Here is a 16,743-nt window from a genome sequence, read left to right as displayed (position 1 = left end):
CGCCCAACCACCGGCACACCCGCAAGATCGCGCCCCCGACAGCCAGTTGCCGCCCGGCGCGCCCCGAGCTGCACGCTCGTTCGCGCTGCGCTGCGCGTGCCTACCGCGCGACCTCCGTCGCCCGCGACTCCCGGACCACCGTGATCCGGATCTGCCCCGGGTACGTCAGTTCCTCCCGCACCTGCCGGGCGACCTCCCGGGCGATCTCCTGCGCCCGCAGGTCGTCCACCGCCTCGGGCTGCACCATCACCCGGACCTCCCGTCCGGCCTGCATCGCGTAGACCTTGGTGACCCCGTCGTGCGCCCGGGCGATCTCCTCCAGCCGCTCCAACCGTCGCACGTACGCCTCGACCGACTCCTTGCGGGCCCCCGGCCGCCCGGCCGAGCACGCGTCGGCGGCCTGGGTGAGCACGGCCTCCACGGTCTTCGCCTCGATCTCGCCGTGGTGCGCCGCTATCGCGTGCACGACCTCGTCCGTCTCGCCGTGCCGCCGCGCGAACTCAGCGCCGATCGCGGCGTGGCTGCCCGGCACCCGGTGGCTGAGCGCCTTGCCGATGTCGTGCAGCAGCGCGGCCCGTCGCACCGGCTCGGGGTCGACGCCGAGTTCCGCGGCCATCATCCCGGCCAGGTGCGCGGACTCCACCAGGTGCCCGAGCACGTTCTGCCCGTACGAGGTGCGGTAGCGCAGCGTGCCCAGGGTGCGGACGAGTTCGGGCGACATCTCGCCGCCGGTCCCGATCCCGACGGTCAGCAGCGCGTCCTCCCCGGCCCGGACGCACAGCCGCTCGACCTCGGCCCGGCTGCGCTCGTGCGCCTCCTCGATCCGCGCGGGGTGGATCCGCCCGTCGACCAGCAGCGCCTCCAGGGTGAGCCGGGCGCTCTCCCGCCGGACGGGGTCGAAGCAGGAGAGCTGCACCAGCCCGGGGGTGTCGTCGACGATCAGGTTGACGCCGGTGACGGCCTCGAAGGCGCGGATGTTGCGGCCCTCGCGTCCGATCACCCGGCCCTTCATGTCCTCGCTGGGCAGCCGCAGGGTGGTGACCACGGTGTCGGCGGTGTGCTCGGCGGCCAGGCGCTGGATGGACGAGGCGATGATCTCCCGGGCCCGGCCCTCGCCCTCGGTGACCGCCCGCCGTTCGATCTCCCGGACGGTCAGCGCGGCCTCCCGGCGGGCCTCCGACTCGGCGGCCCGGACGATCTCCTCGCGGGCCTGGGCGGCGGTCAGCCCGGCGGTGCGCTCCAGCAGCAGGCGGTTCTCGACGGCCTGCTCGGCGAGTTCGCCGCGCACCCGCTCGGCCTCGGCGGCGCGGGTGGCGAGTTCGTCCTCGTGCTGGTGCAGCCGGTGCAGTTCGGAGGTGAGCCGCTCCTCGCGGCGGTCGAGCTCGGCCCGGCGCTGCCGGAGCATCAGGAACCCGGCGGCCAGCACCAGGACCAGGGCACCGATCAGCACTCCGGCCGCCAGCAGCAGGGAGGAACCCGTTTCGGTGCCCTGAGCGATGCCCATCCGGCCACTCCCCGTCCTGCTCACGCTGCCGCTGAGGCGACCTCCGCGATCGTCCTGCCACTGAGTGTGAGGCTAGGCCGAGGTTACGAAACGGTCAAGATGCGATCGAGAATTGGCCCCAACGATCTGACCGCCAGTCATCAAATCGCATCGCGCCTCCTCTCGGTCCTCCGTCCCGTCAGTCCTCCGCCCCGTCGAACTCCCCGGTCTCCTCGCCCCCTTCGTCCCCTTCCGCGTCCAGTGCCTCCCGCACCACCCGGAACGCCAGACCCTCGGCGTAGCCGCGGCGGGCCAGCACCCCGACCAGCCGCCGGATCCGCACGCCCCGCTCCAACCCGGCGGTGGAGCGCAACTTCCGTGCCACCAGGGCGCGGGCGGCCTCGGTCTCGTCGTCGGCGTCCACCTGCAGCAGGGCCCGCTCGGCGGTCTCCCCGGTGACGCCCTTGGTGCGCAGCTCCTGCGCCAGCGCCCGCCGGGACAGTCCGCGCACCGCGTGCCGGGACTCCACCCACGCCTCGGCGAAGGCCGCGTCGTCGATCAGCCCGACCTCCTCCAACCGGTCCAGCACCTGCTCGGCGACCTCCTCCGGGATCTCCTTGCGGCGCAGCGCATCGGCCAGCTGCTTGCGGGACTTGGCGGCCCCGGTGAGCAACCGCAGGCAGACGTCCCGGGCCCGCTCCGCCGGATCCCCCTCCGGCTCGACGGCCCGCCCGCGCCGCCCCGCCCGACCCGGTCGGGCCTCCCGCGCCCCGCCCTCTCCATCGGCCCGCTCGGCCCGTTCGGCCTTCGCCCGCCGCCCCGCCCGCGGACGCTCCGCCGCCACCGGCGCGGCCTCCGGCAGTTCCCCCAGCGCACTGCGCCGTCGTCGCCGCCCGCCGGGCAGTTCGGACGCCCGGACCAGCCCGGGCAGCTCCCCCACCGAGGTCGGCCCCGGCTCCTCCGCCGCGCGCCCCGGCTCCTCGGCCACGGCCGCGAACCAGTCCGGCGGCCCGACCGGCTCCTCCCCGGGCCCGGCTTCCTCCGCCACGGCCGCGAACCAGTCCGGCGGCCCGACCTCGTACCCGGGCCCGTACCCGTCCTCGTACTCGTGCTCGACCCCGGAAACGCCCGCACCGGGCCCGTCCTCGGACGGGCCCGGTGTCGGGTGGTGGGTCTGGTGCGGTGTCAACGGATCAGCCCTTGGCGGCGGCCGCCGTCTTCTTGGCCGCGGCCTTCGCGGGGGCCGCGGCGGCCGGGATCTCCACGGCGGGGGCGGCGTCGCCCTCGGCCGCGGGGGGCTTCGGGCCGATGCCCAGCTTGCCCTTGATCTTGGCCTCGATCTCGTCGGCCAGCTGCGGGTTGTCCTTCAGGAAGTTGCGGGCGTTCTCCTTGCCCTGGCCCAGCTGGTCGCCCTCGTAGGTGTACCAGGCGCCGGACTTCCGGATGAAGCCGTGCTCGACGCCCATGTCGATCAGGCCGCCCTCGCGGCTGATGCCGACGCCGTAGAGGATGTCGAACTCGGCCTGCTTGAACGGCGCGGCGACCTTGTTCTTGACCACCTTGACGCGGGTGCGGTTGCCGACCGCCTCGGTGCCGTCCTTCAGCGTCTCGATGCGCCGGATGTCCAGGCGGACCGAGGCGTAGAACTTGAGCGCGCGACCACCGGTGGTGGTCTCCGGCGAACCGAACATCACGCCGATCTTCTCGCGCAGCTGGTTGATGAAGATCGCGGTGGTGTTCGACTGGTTCAGTGCACCGGCGATCTTCCGCAGCGCCTGGCTCATCAGGCGGGCCTGGAGGCCGACGTGCGAGTCGCCCATCTCGCCCTCGATCTCGGCGCGCGGCACCAGCGCGGCCACCGAGTCGATGATCACCAGGTCGATCGCGCCGGAGCGGATCAGCATGTCGGTGATCTCCAGCGCCTGCTCGCCGGTGTCCGGCTGGCTGACCAGCAGCGCGTCGGTGTCCACGCCGAGCTTCTTGGCGTACTCGGGGTCGAGCGCGTGCTCGGCGTCGACGAAGGCGACGGTGCCGCCGGCCTTCTGCGCGTTGGCGGCGAGGTGCAAGGTCAGGGTGGTCTTGCCGGAGGACTCCGGTCCGTAGATCTCGATCACGCGGCCGCGCGGGATGCCACCCACGCCGAGCGCCACGTCGAGGGCGGTGGACCCGGTGGAGATCACCTCGACCGGCTCGTTCGCCTTCTCGCCGAGGCGCATCACCGAGCCTTTGCCGAACTGCCGCTCGATCTGGGCGAGTGCGGCCTCCAGGGCCTTCTCGCGGTCCGTTCCTGCCATGGCTTCCACCCTCGGGTTCTGTCCTGTGCGCTTCATCGTCACCGACGCTAGCGCGTCCCACCGACAATCGGCCCCGGACGGGCTCGGCCTGTGGAAAACTCCGCGCCGAAGAGTACAAAGAACACACGTTCGATTCCAGTCTCGCACCTCAAGCGCCCCGCCCCGGCCCCGCCGCGCCGCCACCCGCCCGGAGCCCGCCACCACGGGACGCTCACTCGCCGGGCGGCTCCTCCCGCTCCCGACCCGGACCGCCCGAACCGTTCGAACCGTCCGAGCCCCCCGCGCCGTCCGACCCACGCGCGCCCCCCGCCCCGTCCGACGCGTCCGAGCCCCCCGACACCATCCGCCGCAGCCGCCGGACGGTGTGCCGCCGCCGTTCGCGCCGCTCCTCGCCGCGGTCGATCCGCGGGTCGTCCTCGACCTCGTAGCGGCGCACGTACGTCCCGACGAAGCCCTGCAGGGTCGCGGCGACCGGGATGGCGATCAGCGCGCCGACCGCGCCGAGCAGGGCGGCCCCGGCGATGACCGAGCCGAACGCGACCGCGGGGTGCACGTCGACGGTCCTGGCGGTGATCCGCGGGTGCAGCAGGTAGTTCTCGACCTGCTGGTAGACGGTGACGAAGACCAGCACCCACAGCGCGTCCACCGGCCGCACGGTCAGCCCGACCAGCACCGGCAGCGCGCCGGCCAGGTAGGTGCCGATGGTGGGCACGAACTGCGACATGACGCCGACCCAGACGGCGAGCGCCGCCGCGTACGGCAGGTCGATGACCGCGAAGAACGCCCAGTGGGCGAGCGTGGAGATCAGGGCGAGCAGGGCCCGGGAGTACAGGTAGCCGCCGGTCTTGGCGAGGGCGATCTCCCAGGCCCGCAGCACCTCGCCCTGCTTGGACGGCGGCAGCAGCGAGCAGACGGTGCGCCGCACCCGGGGGCCCTCGGCGGTGAAGTAGAAGGTGAACAGGCCGACGGTGAACGCCTGGAACAGGCCGCCGATGACGGTGCCGGTGACGCCCCAGACGTTGTCGGCGGCCTGCTGGGCGTACTTCTCGATGGTGCCGGAGTCCTTGAGCACCTGGTGCTGGAGCTGGTCGAGCGACAGGTCGGTGTGGAAGGTGTGGTTCACCCAGGTGATCAGGTCCTGCAGCAGCTGCGGCAGCCGCCCGGCGATCTGGGTGATCTGGTCGACCAGCAGGGTGCCGAGCGAGGCCAGGAACCCGGCCACGGCGAGGGCCAGGCCGGTGAACACCAGGAAGGTGCCGAGTCCGCGGCGCACTCCGCGGGCGGCCATCCGGTCGACGGCGGGTTCCATCGCCAGCGACAGGAAGAACGCCACCAGCAGCATCACGAACAGGTCGATCAGCTGGTGGAAGGCCCAGTCGGCGAGCTGGAACAGGCCGACGCCGAGCAGCGCCAGCAGCATCGCCCTGGGCAGCCAGCGGGGCATCGCACCGCCGCCGAGCTCGGCCCGGCGCAGCATCCGGACGGCGGCCGCCGCGCCCGCCGCCCCGGCGTCGGCCTCGGCGCCCTCCACGGCGTCGGCGGCCCGGGCGGTCGTGTCGGCCCGGCCCGCGGTGCCGGGCGGGGAGACCGGCGGGGTGGCCGACGGGTCGGTCGGAGTGGTCGGCGGGGTGTCGGAGGTCGGGTCGGGGTTCTCTGCGCTGCTCGCCACCGGGACAGTCTCACTCACACCGGGGCGAATGGGCTCACCTCAGTTGCGACGACACTCCTTGCGTGACGCAGACCACCCGCCAGACGTCCTTGGCCTCCCACCCGGCGTCCAGCGCCTGCCGGACGGTGCGGCCGCCGAGCTCGCCCATCACGTGGTCCTGCGCGAAGGACTCCGCGTACGCCTCGCCGAAGTGCTCGTACATCCGTCGCCAGAACTCGGTCAGCCTCATGCGCCCCAGTATCGGGCAACGGCGACGGCGACGGGGCGGCCCCCCGTCGCCCGCCCGGACCCCCGGGCCCCGGGCACTCGGGTGCCCGGGCCTCAGCCGGTGGGCAGGGTGAGGATCCCGGCGCCGTAGTAGTCGCGCTCCCGGCAGCCGAGCGGCAGGGAGCGGGTGCAGGTGTCGTCGGCGGCGCGGGCGAGGGCGGCGGTGATCTGCTCCGGGCCCCAGTCGGGGTGCCGGGCGGCGACGACGGCGACGGCGCCGGTGACGTGCGCGGCGGACATCGAGGTCCCGGCCAGGGCGGCGTAGCGTCCGCCGGGCCAGTCGGAGACGATCGCGCCCTGGGTGCCGCCGTCGGGGTCGCCGCCGGGGGCGGCGATGGAGACCCTGCCGCGCCCGTAGTTGCTGTACACGGCGGGCAGGCCGTTGCGCTCGACGGCGGTGACGGTGACCACGCCGGGCAGTTCGCCGGGCAGCCGGATGCACTCGGTGCCGAGCTGCCGCTCATCCGGGGGCCCGGTGGTGCGGTCGTTGGGGCTGCGGCGGTCGGTGCGCCCGGCGTTGAGGTCCTGCCCGTCGTTGCCGGCCGAGGCGACCACCACGGCGCCCTTGCGCTGGGCGTAGGCGACGGCCCGGCCGACGGCGGCGGCGAGGGCGGCCTGGTCGGCGTCCTCGGGGCAGTTGTACTTCCACGGGTCGGCGAAGTAGCTGTCGTTGATCGCCCGGGCGCCGTGGTCGGCGGCCCAGAGCATGCCGCAGACGATGTTCTCGGCGTAGTACTGGCCGAGCGGCCCGAGCAGCCGGACGGCGGCGATCCGCACGCCGGGGGCGACGCCGGTGACGCCGTGGCCGTCGCGGGCGGCGCCGACGATCCCGGCGACGTGGGTGCCGTGCCCGCTCTCGTTGATCGCGTCGTCCGGGCGCCAGGCGCCGCCGCGGGGGTCGGGGCGGCCGTCGGCGCAGGAGGCGGAGGCGGCCGGGTCGACGGCGGCCCGCAGGTCGGGGTGGGTGTCGTCGACGCCGGAGTCCAGCACCGCGACGGTGACCTTGGACAGCTGCTGGGCGGTGGGCAGCGCACCGGTCCGGTCCGCGGAGGAGTCGGTGCCGCGGGCGGCGACCGGCGGGCGCAGCAGGGCGGCGTTCCGTCCGGCGGGGCGGTCGAGGGCGCCGATCATGGCGAGGTTCCAGTCGCCCTGCTCGCCGGGGTCGGGCACGGTGGCGGTGGAGTCGTCGGCGCCCTCGGCCACGTCGTCCGCGGCGGGCGGCGCGGCAGCGGCGGGCGGCGCGGCAGCGGCGGCGGCCCCGGCGGCCCCCGCGTCGGGCCCGGTCCGGACGCCGGTGTCGGTGGTGAACCCGGAGCCGGCCAGCGGCCGGGGCGGGGAGGGCACCGGGACGGTGCGGGTGGCGCCGACCGCGGCTATCCCGGGCCGTCCGCGCAGTTCCCCGGCGAACCTCGGCCCGGCGTAGGCGAGCACCGCGCCGATCTGCGGGTAGTCCTGGACGACCTTGCCGCCGAGCGCCCGGGCCTGGTCGGCGGCGTGCTCGGCGCCCTGGGCGTCGGTGCGCTCGTCCAGCACCAGGTAGCTGAGGTAGGTGCCGCCGTTGCCGGTGACGTACGGGACGGCGCCGCCGAGCAGCAGTCCGGTGAGCAGCGTCGCGCCGAGCACCCGAACGCTGCGGCGGCGGGTGGCGGGGGTGCTGCTGGGGGCCTGGCTCACCTGCTCCATCGCACGGTCTCCGCTCGTCAGGCAGGGCCGGACTCCGGGGAATCGGGTCCGAATCCTCACGATATGAGCGATTTGTACGATTTGCTGCACGGGGTTGGGTCAGACGGTGACCGTTCCGTGACCTGTCAGCGTGTCGGGGCACCATGGGGTCATGGCCACCTCCGACGCTGATCCGCTGCAAGGCTTCGCCCCGGCCACCCGGGCCTGGTTCACGGGGGCGTTCGCCGCGCCGACCGAGGCGCAGTCCCGGGCCTGGTCGGCGATCCGGCTGGGGACGGACGTGCTGGTGGTCGCCCCGACCGGCTCCGGCAAGACGCTCGCGGCCTTCCTCTCCGCGCTGGACCGGCTCGCCGCCACCCCGCCCCCGGCCGACCCGAAGCGCCGCTGCCGGGTGCTCTACGTCTCCCCGCTGAAGGCCCTCGCGGTCGACGTCGAGCGCAACCTGCGGGCCCCGCTCGCGGGCCTGCGGCAGGCCAGCGTCCGGCTGGGCCTGCCGGAGCCCGAGGTGCAGGTCGGCGTCCGCTCCGGCGACACCCCGGCCGCCGACCGCCGCCGCTTCGCCACCCACCCGCCGGACATCCTGATCACCACCCCCGAGTCGCTGTTCCTGCTGCTCACCTCCGCCGCCCGGGAGGCCCTGCGCGGCGTCGACACGGTGATCCTGGACGAGGTGCACGCGGTGGCCGGGACGAAGCGCGGCGCGCACCTGGCGCTCAGCCTGGAGCGCCTGGACGAGCTGCTGGAGCGCCCGGCCCGCCGGATCGGCCTGTCGGCCACCGTCCGTCCGGTCGAGGAGGTGGCCCGCTACCTGAGCCCGCAGCGCGGCGCGGCGATCGTCCAGCCCGGCAGCGACAAGCGCTTCGACCTGTCCGTGGTCGTCCCCGTCCCGGACCTGGCGGACCTGCCCGCCGCGCCCGCCGAGGAGTCCGACCCGCAGCGGCAGTCCTCGATCTGGCCGCACGTCGAGGAGCGGATCGTCGACCTGGTGCAGGCGCACCGCTCGACCATCGTGTTCGCCAACTCCCGCCGCCTGGCCGAGCGGCTGTGCAACCGGCTGAACGAGATCGCCCACGAGCGCGCCACCGGCGCCCCGCTGCCCGAGGCGCACGCGCCCGCCGGGCTGATGGGCGGCTCGGGCGCCGCCGCGGGCGCCCCGCCGCTGCTGGCCCGGGCCCACCACGGCTCGGTCTCCAAGGAGCAACGGGCGCTGGTGGAGGAGGAGTTGAAGGCCGGTCGGCTGCCCGCCGTGGTGGCCACCTCCAGCCTGGAGCTGGGCATCGACATGGGCTCGGTCGACCTGGTGGTGCAGGTCGAGTCCCCGCCCTCGGTGGCCTCCGGCCTGCAGCGGGTCGGCCGGGCCGGGCACCAGGTCGGCGCGGTCTCCCGGGGCGTGTTCTTCCCCAAGTACCGCGGCGACCTGGTGCAGTCCGCCGTGGTCACCGAGCGGATGCGCAGCGGCCGGATCGAGGCCCTGCGGGTGCCCCGCAACCCGCTGGACGTGCTGGCACAGCAGCTGGTGGCGATCGCCGCACTGGACGTCTGGGACGTCGACGAGCTGCTCGCCCTGTGCCGCCGCGCCGCCCCGTTCGCCACCCTCCCGCGGTCCGCCTTCGACGGCGTCCTCGACATGCTGGCCGGCCGCTACCCGTCCGACGCCTTCGCCGAACTGCGCCCCCGCCTGGTCTGGGACCGCGTCGCCGGGACGGTCACCGGCCGCCCCGGCGCCCAGCGCCTGGCCGTCACCTCCGGCGGCACCATCCCCGACCGCGGCCTGTTCGGCGTCTTCATCGCCGGGGCGACCGGGTCCGATGCGAAGACGGGGAGGAAGGGCGGCGGCCGGGTCGGGGAGCTGGACGAGGAGATGGTCTACGAGTCCCGGGTGGGCGACGTGTTCACCCTGGGCACCACCTCCTGGCGGATCCAGGAGATCACCCACGACAAGGTGCTGGTCACCCCCGCCCCCGGCGTCCCGGGCCGGCTCCCGTTCTGGAAGGGCGACACCCTCGGCCGCCCGCTCGAACTCGGCCGCGCGGTGGGCGCGTTCGTCCGCGAGCTGGGCGCCCTGGAGCCCGCCGCGGCCACCGCGCGCCTGCGCGCGGCGGGCCTGGACGACTGGGCCGCCGCCAACCTGCTGGCCTACCTCGCCGAGCAGCGCGCGGCCTGCGGCCACCTGCCCGACGACCGCACCATCGTGGTCGAGCGCTTCCGCGACGAGCTCGGCGACTGGCGGATCGTCGTCCACTCCCCCTTCGGCGCCCAGGTGCACGCCCCGTGGGCGCTGGCCATCGGCGCCCGGCTGCGCGAGAAGCACGGCCTGGACCCGCAGGTGATGCACGCCGACGACGGCATCGTGCTGCGCCTGCCGGACGCCGACCTGCTGGGCGACTTCCCCTCCGCCGCGCCCGCGGCCGCCCCCGACGAGGCCCCGGTCGGCGCCGACGCCGCGGTCTTCGACGCCGCCGAGGTCGAGCAGCTGGTCACCGACCAGGTCGGCGGCTCGGCCCTGTTCGCCGCCCGCTTCCGCGAGTGCGCCGGCCGCGCCCTGCTGCTGCCCCGCCGCAACCCCGGCAAGCGCACCCCGCTGTGGCAGCAGCGCCAGCGCGCCTCCCAGCTCCTGGAGGTGGCCGCCGAGTACGGCTCCTTCCCGATCGTCCTGGAGGCCGTCCGCGAGTGCCTGCAGGACGTGTTCGACGTCCCCGGCCTGGTCGAGCTGATGGGGGACCTGGAGTCCCGCGCGGTGCGCCTGGTCGAGGTCACCACGCCCGAGCCGTCCCCGTTCGCCCGCTCCCTGCTGTTCGGCTACGTCGCCCAGTTCCTGTACGAGGGCGACTCCCCGATCGCCGAGCGCCGGGCCGCCGCCCTGGCGCTGGACTCCCGGCTGCTGTCCGAACTGCTCGGCCAGGCCGAGCTGCGCGAGCTGCTCGACCCGCAGGTCCTCGCCGACCTGGAGGCCGAACTGCAGCGGCTCACCCCCGAGCGCCGGATCAGGGACGCCGAGGGCGTCGCCGACGCGCTGCGCCTGCTCGGCCCGCTCTCCGAGGCCGAGCTCGCCGCCCGCGGCGCCGAGCCGCTGTGGGCGCTGGAGCTGGAGTCCGCCCGCCGGGCGATCCAGGTCCGGATCGGCGGCGCCCTGCGCTGGGCCGCGATCGAGGACGCCGGGCGGCTGCGCGACGCCCTGGGCACCCCGCTACCGGTCGGCGTCCCCGAGGCCTTCACCGAGCCGGTCAAGGACCCGCTGGGCGACCTGCTGGCCCGGCACGCCCGCACCCACGGCCCGTTCACCGCCCAGGACGCCGCGGAGCGCTTCGGCCTCGGCAGCGCCGTCGTCACCGGAACCCTGGACCGCCTCACCTCGGCCGGGCGCCTGGTCCGCGGCGAGTTCCGGCCCGAGGGGAACGCCGCCGTCCCCGAGTGGTGCGACGCCGAGGTGCTGCGCCGCCTGCGCCGCCGCTCGCTGGCCGCCCTGCGGCACGAGGTGGAGGCCGTCCCGCCGAAGGCGCTGGCCGCGTTCCTCCCGCAGTGGCAGCACCTGGCCGGGCACCGGCTGCGCGGCGCCGACGGCCTCTACCGGGTCGTCGAGCAGCTCCAGGGCACCGCGCTGCCCGCCTCCGCCCTGGAGAAGCTGGTGCTGCCCGCCCGGCTGTCCGACTACTCCCCCGCCCTGCTGGACGAGCTGATGGCGGCCGGCGAGATCGGCTGGTCCGGCGCGGGCGCGCTGCCCGGCAAGGACGGCTGGATCAGCCTCCACCTGCCGGAGAACGCCCACCTGCTGCGCCCCGAGCCGCTCCCGCTCACCCCGGGCCCGGTGCACGCGGCCCTGCTGGAGGCGCTGACCGGCGGCTACGGCGCGTTCTTCCGCCAGCTCGCCGAGCGCGTCCCGGACGTCCCGGACGCCGAGATCGCCGACGCCCTGTGGGACCTGGTCTGGGCCGGGTACGTCACCAACGACACCCTGGCCCCGCTGCGCGGCCTGCTCGGCTCCGGCCGCACCGCGGGCGCCACCGCGCACCGCGCACCGCGCGCCACCCCGCGCGGCCGCTACGGCGGCGCGGGGCGAGGCCTGGCCCGCCCGGCCTCCCGCACCGGCCCGGCGACCGCGGCCGGCCGCTGGTCGCTGCTGCCCGCGTTCGGCGGCGAGGTGACGGCGCGGGCCGCCGCCCAGGCGCAGGCGCTGCTGGACCGGCACGGCGTGCTGACCCGCGGCGCGGTGGCCGCCGAGCGCGTCCCGGGCGGCTTCGCGGGCGTCTACCGGGTGCTGTCGGCGTTCGAGGAGCGCGGCCGGGCCCGCCGGGGCTACTTCGTCGAGGGCCTCGGCGGTGCCCAGTTCGCCATGGACGGCGCCGCGGACCGGCTGCGGTCCGTCAGCTCCCGGCTGGAGCGGGCGACGGGCGACGCGTGGGCCGCCGAGGCCGCCGCGCAGCCGCCGCAGGCCCTGGTGCTGGCCGCCGCCGACCCCGCCAACGCGTACGGCGCGGCGCTGGCCTGGCCGGAGCCCCCGGCCGACACCGCCGTCGCCCACCGCCCGGGCCGCAAGGCCGGTTCGCTGGTGGCCCTGGTCGACGGCGAGCTGGTGCTGTACCTGGAGCGGGGCGGCAGGTCGCTGCTCGCCTGGGCCGCCGAGGGGCCCGCGCTGGACGCCGCACTGGCCGCGCTGACCGGCCCGCTCACCGTCGAGCGCGTCAACGGCCACCCGGCCCTCACCAGCCCCCTGGGCCCCCGGCTGGAGACGGCCGGTTTCCACCCCACCCCGAAGGGCTACCGGCTGCGGTAGGGGCGCCGGGCGGCGCCTCACCCGTCCGGGGGAACGCCGCCCGCCCCGGTCGGGCCCGGCACCGCCGGGCCGGTCTCCCGTCTCCGCGGTTCCGGGGGCGTGCTCCTGGCGTGCACCGGGACCAGCCCGATCCCCCACCACCCGGCCGCGAGCACGCCGAGAGCGGCACCGCCGTGTATCGCGGTGCCGCTCACCAGCAGCAGTATCAGGCCCAGACCGACCAGTGCCGTCGCACCGAGCAGCAGCGCACTGCGCGCACTCCGCATCGTGGCCCTCCTTCACCCGGCGCCCCGCGTCCGCGGGACGGTCGAGGTCCGGTCAGGCCGCCACCACGTCCATCGCCGCCTTGGGCGAGATGGAGCCGGCCCGGTCGACACCGGGGGCCGGCAGCGGAACCGGTTCGAGCACCGGCCTCAGCAGATCACCCTCCGAGAGGGTGGCCATCGCCGCAAGTTCGGCGAGCGACAGTTCGTCGCTGACCTCCCGCATGACCTCCGACATCCGCACGTCGAGCGCGTCGCAGATGGCGGAGAGCAGCTCGGAGGACGCCTCCTTCTGACCCCGCTCGACCTCGGAGAGGTACCCGAGCGAAACCCTGGCGGCTGCCGACACCTCGCGGAGTGTGCGGCCCTGGCGCTGGCGCTGCCGACGCAGCACATCGCCCAGCAGGCGACGGAGCAGAATCATCGGTGCCTCCCTCCTCGGACTGCGGATCGAGATGTCACGACCCCACCGTACCGCCTTGCCAGCATCCCGTGCGGGGACCGGGGTCGTGTTCACTCTGGGCTGCAAGGCCGCCCCTCCCTGATTCTTCCCCTCCGGAGCCGTCGAACCCCTCGTGAAGGGTGGATGTCCGGCTCCGGACGCACGGTCGACACCGGGTCGACGTTGTTCGGCTCCGGCCGTCTTCCGTCCGGCCGGAGCATCCGGTCTAACACGATCCCCCGCCGGGTGCGGTGGGTTCACCGGTTTTCCCCGCGCCCCGCCGGGTCTTTCGGCGGGGCTCAGCCGTGGGCCGGTGCCAGCCGCCGGAGCAGCAGCTCCAGCGCGGCGTCCACCGAACCCTGCCGGATCGTGTCACGCCCACCCGACAACCGGAGCGGGAGCGCTTCTGTTCCCGCCGGTCCGGCGAGGGCGACGTACACGGTGCCGACGGGCTGCCCGTCCTGCGGGTCGGGGCCGGCCACGCCGGTGGTGGCCAGCGCCCAGTCGGCGCCGAGCAGGCGGCGGACGCCCTCGGCCATCTGCCGGGCCACCACCGGGTGGACCGGCCCGTGCACGTCGAGCAGTCCCTCGTCGACGCCGAGGACGGAGGCCTTCAGCTCGGTGGCGTACGCGGTGACCGAGCCGCGGAACACCGCGGAGGCGCCGGGGACGTCGACCAGGGCGGCGGCCAGCAGGCCGCCGGTGAGCGACTCGGCGACGGCCAGGGTGGCGCCCTCGGCCCGCAGCGCCGCCAGCGCCCGGACCGCGGCCGGACGCTCAGCCACCGCGGCGCTCCTCGGCGATGCCCTCGCGGCGCAGCCGGAGGGCCTGGAGCAGGTAGTCCAGGCCGGTGGCCAGGGTGAGGAGCACCGCGACGCCCATCACCACGGCGCGGGCGGTGGCCAGCGGCCCGGTGAGCACCAGGACGTACATGCCGACCGCGGTGCCCTGGGCGAGCGTCTTGAGCTTGCCGCCGCGGCTGGCCGGGATGACGGCGTAGCGGATCACCCAGAACCGCATGAGCGTGATGCCGAGCTCGCGGGCCAGGATCACCACGGTCACCCACCAGGGCAGGTCGCCGAGCAGGGACAGGCCGATCAGGCCGGTGCCCATGATCGCCTTGTCGGCGATCGGGTCGGCGATCCGGCCGAAGTCGGTGACCAGGCCCTTGCGGCGGGCCAGCGCCCCGTCGAAGACGTCGGTGATCATCGCGACGGCGAAGGCCGCCCAGGCGAAGGCCCGCCACCGGGGGTCGTGGCCGCCGTCGGCGAACAGCAGCGCGGCGAAGACCGGGACGAGCAGCAGCCGGAACATGGTCAGCACGTTGGCGATGTTCCACACGCCGGGCTGCGGCGGGACGGCGGCCGGGGTCGGCCGGGTGGCGGCCGGGGCCCCCGGCCCCTTGGTCATACCTCGGCTCCGACGGGCTCCGGCGCCTCGGTGGCCGCGACGGCCTCGGCGATCAGGTCGACGCCCTCGGTGCCGGTCACCACGGCCCGGTAGAAGCGGCCGACCAGCGCGTCCTCGACGCCGAGCAGGGTGGTCAGACCGTCGGTCTCGGGGGCCTGGTGCGGGGCGCGGCCCTCCACCACCCCGTCCTCGACGGATTCGACGAGCACGGTGACCTCGCTGCCGATCCGCTGCTCGGCGCGCTGCGCGGTCAGCTCCTCGGCGAGCTTGGAGAGCCGGGCGACGCGGTCGTTCACGGTGTCCTGGTCGAGCTTGCCGTCGTACCCGGCGGCCTCGGTGCCGTCCTCGTCGGAGTACCCGAACACGCCGATGGCGTCGAGCCCGGCGTGGGTGATGAACCGTTCCAGCTCCGCGTAATCCTCCTCGGTCTCGCCGGGGAAGCCCACGATGAAGTTGGAGCGGGCCCCGGCCTCGGGGGCCTTGGCGCGGATCGACTCCAGCAGGCCGAGGAACTGCTCGGTGGAGCCGAAGCGGCGCATCCGGCGCAGCACGGCGGGCGCGGAGTGCTGGAAGGACAGGTCGAAGTACGGGACGACCTTGTCGGTGCCGGTCATCACGTCGATCAGACCGGGGCGCATCTCGGCGGGCTGCAGGTAGCTGACCCGGACCCGCTCGATGCCCTCGACCGCGGCGATCTCGGTGAGCAGGGTCTCCAGCAGGCGGATGTCGCCGAGGTCCTTGCCGTAGGAGGTGTTGTTCTCGGAGACCAGGACGACCTCGCGCACGCCCTGCCCGGCCAGCCAGACCGCCTCGTTCAGGACGTCGCCGGGGCGGCGCGAGACGAAGGAGCCGCGGAAGGCGGGGATGGCGCAGAACGAGCAGCGGCGGTCGCAGCCGGAGGCGAGCTTGATCGAGGCGACCGGGGCGTCGTCCAGGCGCTTGCGCAGGGTGCGCGGGCCGGAGGCGGGGGCCAGGCCCTCGGGGAGGTCCGCGGGGGCGCCGTGGCCGGGCAGGGCGATCTCGGCCGCGGCGGCCTGCCGCTCGACCGGGGTGAGCGGGAGCAGCTTGCGGCGGTCGCGGGGGGTGTGGGCCTCGACGTGGCCGCCGGAGAGGATGGTGTTCAGGCGGTTGGAGATGTCGGCGTAGTCGTCGAAGCCGAGCACGCCGTCGGCCTCGGGGAGGGCCTCGGCGAGCTCCTTGCCGTAGCGCTCGGCCATGCAGCCGACCGCGACCACGGCCTGGGTGCGGCCGTGGCCCTTGAGGTCGTTGGCCTCCAGGAGGGCGTCGACGGAGTCCTTCTTGGCGGCCTCGACGAACCCGCAGGTGTTGACGACGGCGACGTCGGCCTCGCTGGCGTCGTCGACCAGTCGCCAGCCGTCGGCCTCGAGTCGCCCGGCGAGTTCCTCGGAGTCGACCTCGTTGCGGGCGCATCCGAGCGTGACCAGGGCGACAGTGCGGGTTTCAGGCATGACGCCAAGATTAACGCGCGCCCCCCGGTGGAGTTCCCCCCGGAGGGCGTGCGCGTTGCCGCGGCGGGCGGATCGGGCCCGGTGTCAGCCCGCCTGCGGGTCGCCGGGGGTGTAGGTGAGGTGCACGACCTGGCCGTCCTGACCGGCCGGACCGAGGTCCTTGCCGTTGACGAACAGGTGGACGGCCCCGGCGTTGCCGATCACCAGGGTGATCTTCTTGGGGTCGGTGAAGGTCTGGTCCTGGCCGGCTTCCAGGTTGTTGGAGTACAGCGACTTGCCGTTGCCGTCCTTGGCGGTGACCCAGCTCTTGTCGGCCCCGGCGACCAGCTTGACGGTGACCTTGTCGGCGGGCGCGGCGGCGATCGCGGCGACGCTGCTCTCGGGGGCGGGCGGCTGCGCGGACGGCGAGCCGGTGGCCGGGGCGGAGACGCCGGAGGGCAGCGGGGCGCTGGCCGCGCCGGGCTGGTCGCCGGAGGACGAGGAGCCGACCAGGTTGTAGCCGATCAGCACGACCACGGCGAGGATCGCGACGACCATCGCGGCGGTCCAGTTCGGCCGGTTGTGGTCGCGGACCTTGATCGGGCCGGTGTCCAGCAGCGGCCCGGTCGGCCGGGCCGCGGGCCCGCCGTGCTCGGCGTCGTAGCGGGCGACCAGCGCCTCGCCGTCCAGGCCGACCTCGCGGGCCAGCAGGCGGAGGTGGCCGCGGGCGTAGAAGGCGCCGCCGCAGCGTTCGAACTCGTCGGACTCGATGGCGTGCACGATCGGCACCCGGATCCTGGTCCGGGTGCTGACCTGGTCGACCGTCAGGCCCGCGTCGATCCGGGCCTTGGCGAGCTGCCGCCCGATGCTCGGCCCGCCGGTGGCGGCACGACTCGACTCCTCGGCGGGAACGGGCGCGGAGGAGTCGGGGGCGGAGCGGCGGGGGGACTTGCCGATGGTCACTGGGCACGCCTTTCGAGCGGAGGCCACCTGCTGAGGCACCAGTCTAGGGG

General features: G+C 75.1%; 13 protein-coding genes. 1 reads left to right on the top strand and 12 read right to left on the bottom strand.

All coding sequences use genetic code 11. The features are described 5' to 3' along the window. Positions 1-100: 100 nt before the first annotated feature. The 6 genes from rny to QSK52_RS26810 form a co-directional block, all read right to left on the bottom strand. Entirely contained in the window at positions 101-1,504 is a 1,404-nt protein-coding gene (gene rny, locus QSK52_RS26835; RefSeq protein ID WP_285738737.1) for a ribonuclease Y, read from the bottom strand. A gap of 178 nt (positions 1,505-1,682) precedes the next feature. Further along, on the bottom strand, positions 1,683-2,672 hold the full coding sequence (locus QSK52_RS26830) for a regulatory protein RecX (protein WP_352230311.1): 990 nt from the start codon (positions 2,670-2,672) through the stop codon (positions 1,683-1,685). Between the two features lie 4 nt (positions 2,673-2,676). Beyond that, positions 2,677-3,777 (bottom strand): recombinase RecA, encoded by a 1,101-nt coding sequence (gene recA / locus QSK52_RS26825; protein ID WP_285738736.1) that lies wholly within the window; start codon positions 3,775-3,777, stop codon positions 2,677-2,679. A gap of 211 nt (positions 3,778-3,988) precedes the next feature. Further along, positions 3,989-5,446 (bottom strand): AI-2E family transporter, encoded by a 1,458-nt coding sequence (locus QSK52_RS26820; protein ID WP_435053378.1) that lies wholly within the window; start codon positions 5,444-5,446, stop codon positions 3,989-3,991. 34 nt (positions 5,447-5,480) lie between these two features. Continuing rightward, positions 5,481-5,675: a DUF3046 domain-containing protein gene (locus QSK52_RS26815; protein ID WP_285738735.1), complete on the bottom strand. Its 195-nt coding sequence runs from the start codon at positions 5,673-5,675 to the stop codon at positions 5,481-5,483. 92 nt (positions 5,676-5,767) lie between these two features. Continuing rightward, positions 5,768-7,396, bottom strand: a complete 1,629-nt coding sequence (locus QSK52_RS26810; RefSeq protein ID WP_285738734.1) for a S8 family peptidase — start codon at positions 7,394-7,396, stop codon at positions 5,768-5,770. A 151-nt stretch (positions 7,397-7,547) separates the two neighbouring features. On the opposite strand from QSK52_RS26810, the gene QSK52_RS26805 reads away from it, so the two are divergent. Further along, entirely contained in the window at positions 7,548-12,167 is a 4,620-nt protein-coding gene (locus tag QSK52_RS26805) for an ATP-dependent helicase (RefSeq protein WP_285738733.1), read from the top strand. Positions 12,168-12,184: 17 nt separating this feature from the next. Here the strand turns inward: QSK52_RS26805 and QSK52_RS26800 are convergent, their stop codons facing one another. The 6 genes from QSK52_RS26800 to QSK52_RS26775 all read right to left on the bottom strand — a co-directional run bounded on the left by QSK52_RS26800 (position 12,185) and on the right by QSK52_RS26775 (position 16,693). Next, entirely contained in the window at positions 12,185-12,433 is a 249-nt protein-coding gene (locus QSK52_RS26800) for a hypothetical protein (protein WP_285738732.1), read from the bottom strand. A 52-nt stretch (positions 12,434-12,485) separates the two neighbouring features. After that, positions 12,486-12,854 carry a helix-turn-helix domain-containing protein gene (locus tag QSK52_RS26795; RefSeq protein ID WP_033254644.1) on the bottom strand — a complete coding sequence of 123 codons (369 nt, stop codon included), beginning with the start codon at positions 12,852-12,854 and terminating at the stop codon, positions 12,486-12,488. Between the two features lie 317 nt (positions 12,855-13,171). Then, a complete protein-coding gene (locus QSK52_RS26790; RefSeq protein WP_285738731.1) occupies positions 13,172-13,657 on the bottom strand; it encodes a CinA family protein in 486 nt (161 codons plus the stop codon). Beyond that, positions 13,650-14,282, bottom strand: a complete 633-nt coding sequence (gene pgsA, locus QSK52_RS26785) for a CDP-diacylglycerol--glycerol-3-phosphate 3-phosphatidyltransferase (RefSeq protein ID WP_285738730.1) — start codon at positions 14,280-14,282, stop codon at positions 13,650-13,652. Before pgsA ends, QSK52_RS26790 begins: the two co-directional genes overlap by 8 nt. Next, complete coding sequence (rimO, locus tag QSK52_RS26780) at positions 14,279-15,751, bottom strand: 30S ribosomal protein S12 methylthiotransferase RimO (protein WP_285738729.1); 1,473 nt, start codon at positions 15,749-15,751, stop codon at positions 14,279-14,281. The genes pgsA and rimO overlap by 4 nt, the downstream gene beginning before the upstream one ends. An 84-nt stretch (positions 15,752-15,835) precedes the next feature. Beyond that, on the bottom strand, positions 15,836-16,693 hold the full coding sequence (locus QSK52_RS26775; RefSeq protein WP_285738728.1) for a helix-turn-helix domain-containing protein: 858 nt from the start codon (positions 16,691-16,693) through the stop codon (positions 15,836-15,838). Positions 16,694-16,743 lie beyond the last annotated feature (50 nt).

The organism is Kitasatospora phosalacinea, assembly GCF_030268885.1.
Taxonomy (GTDB): Bacteria; Actinomycetota; Actinomycetes; order Streptomycetales; family Streptomycetaceae; genus Kitasatospora; species Kitasatospora phosalacinea_C.
The sequence above is the reverse complement of the archived record's forward strand: the minus strand, read 5'-3'. Positions and strand labels throughout refer to the sequence as shown.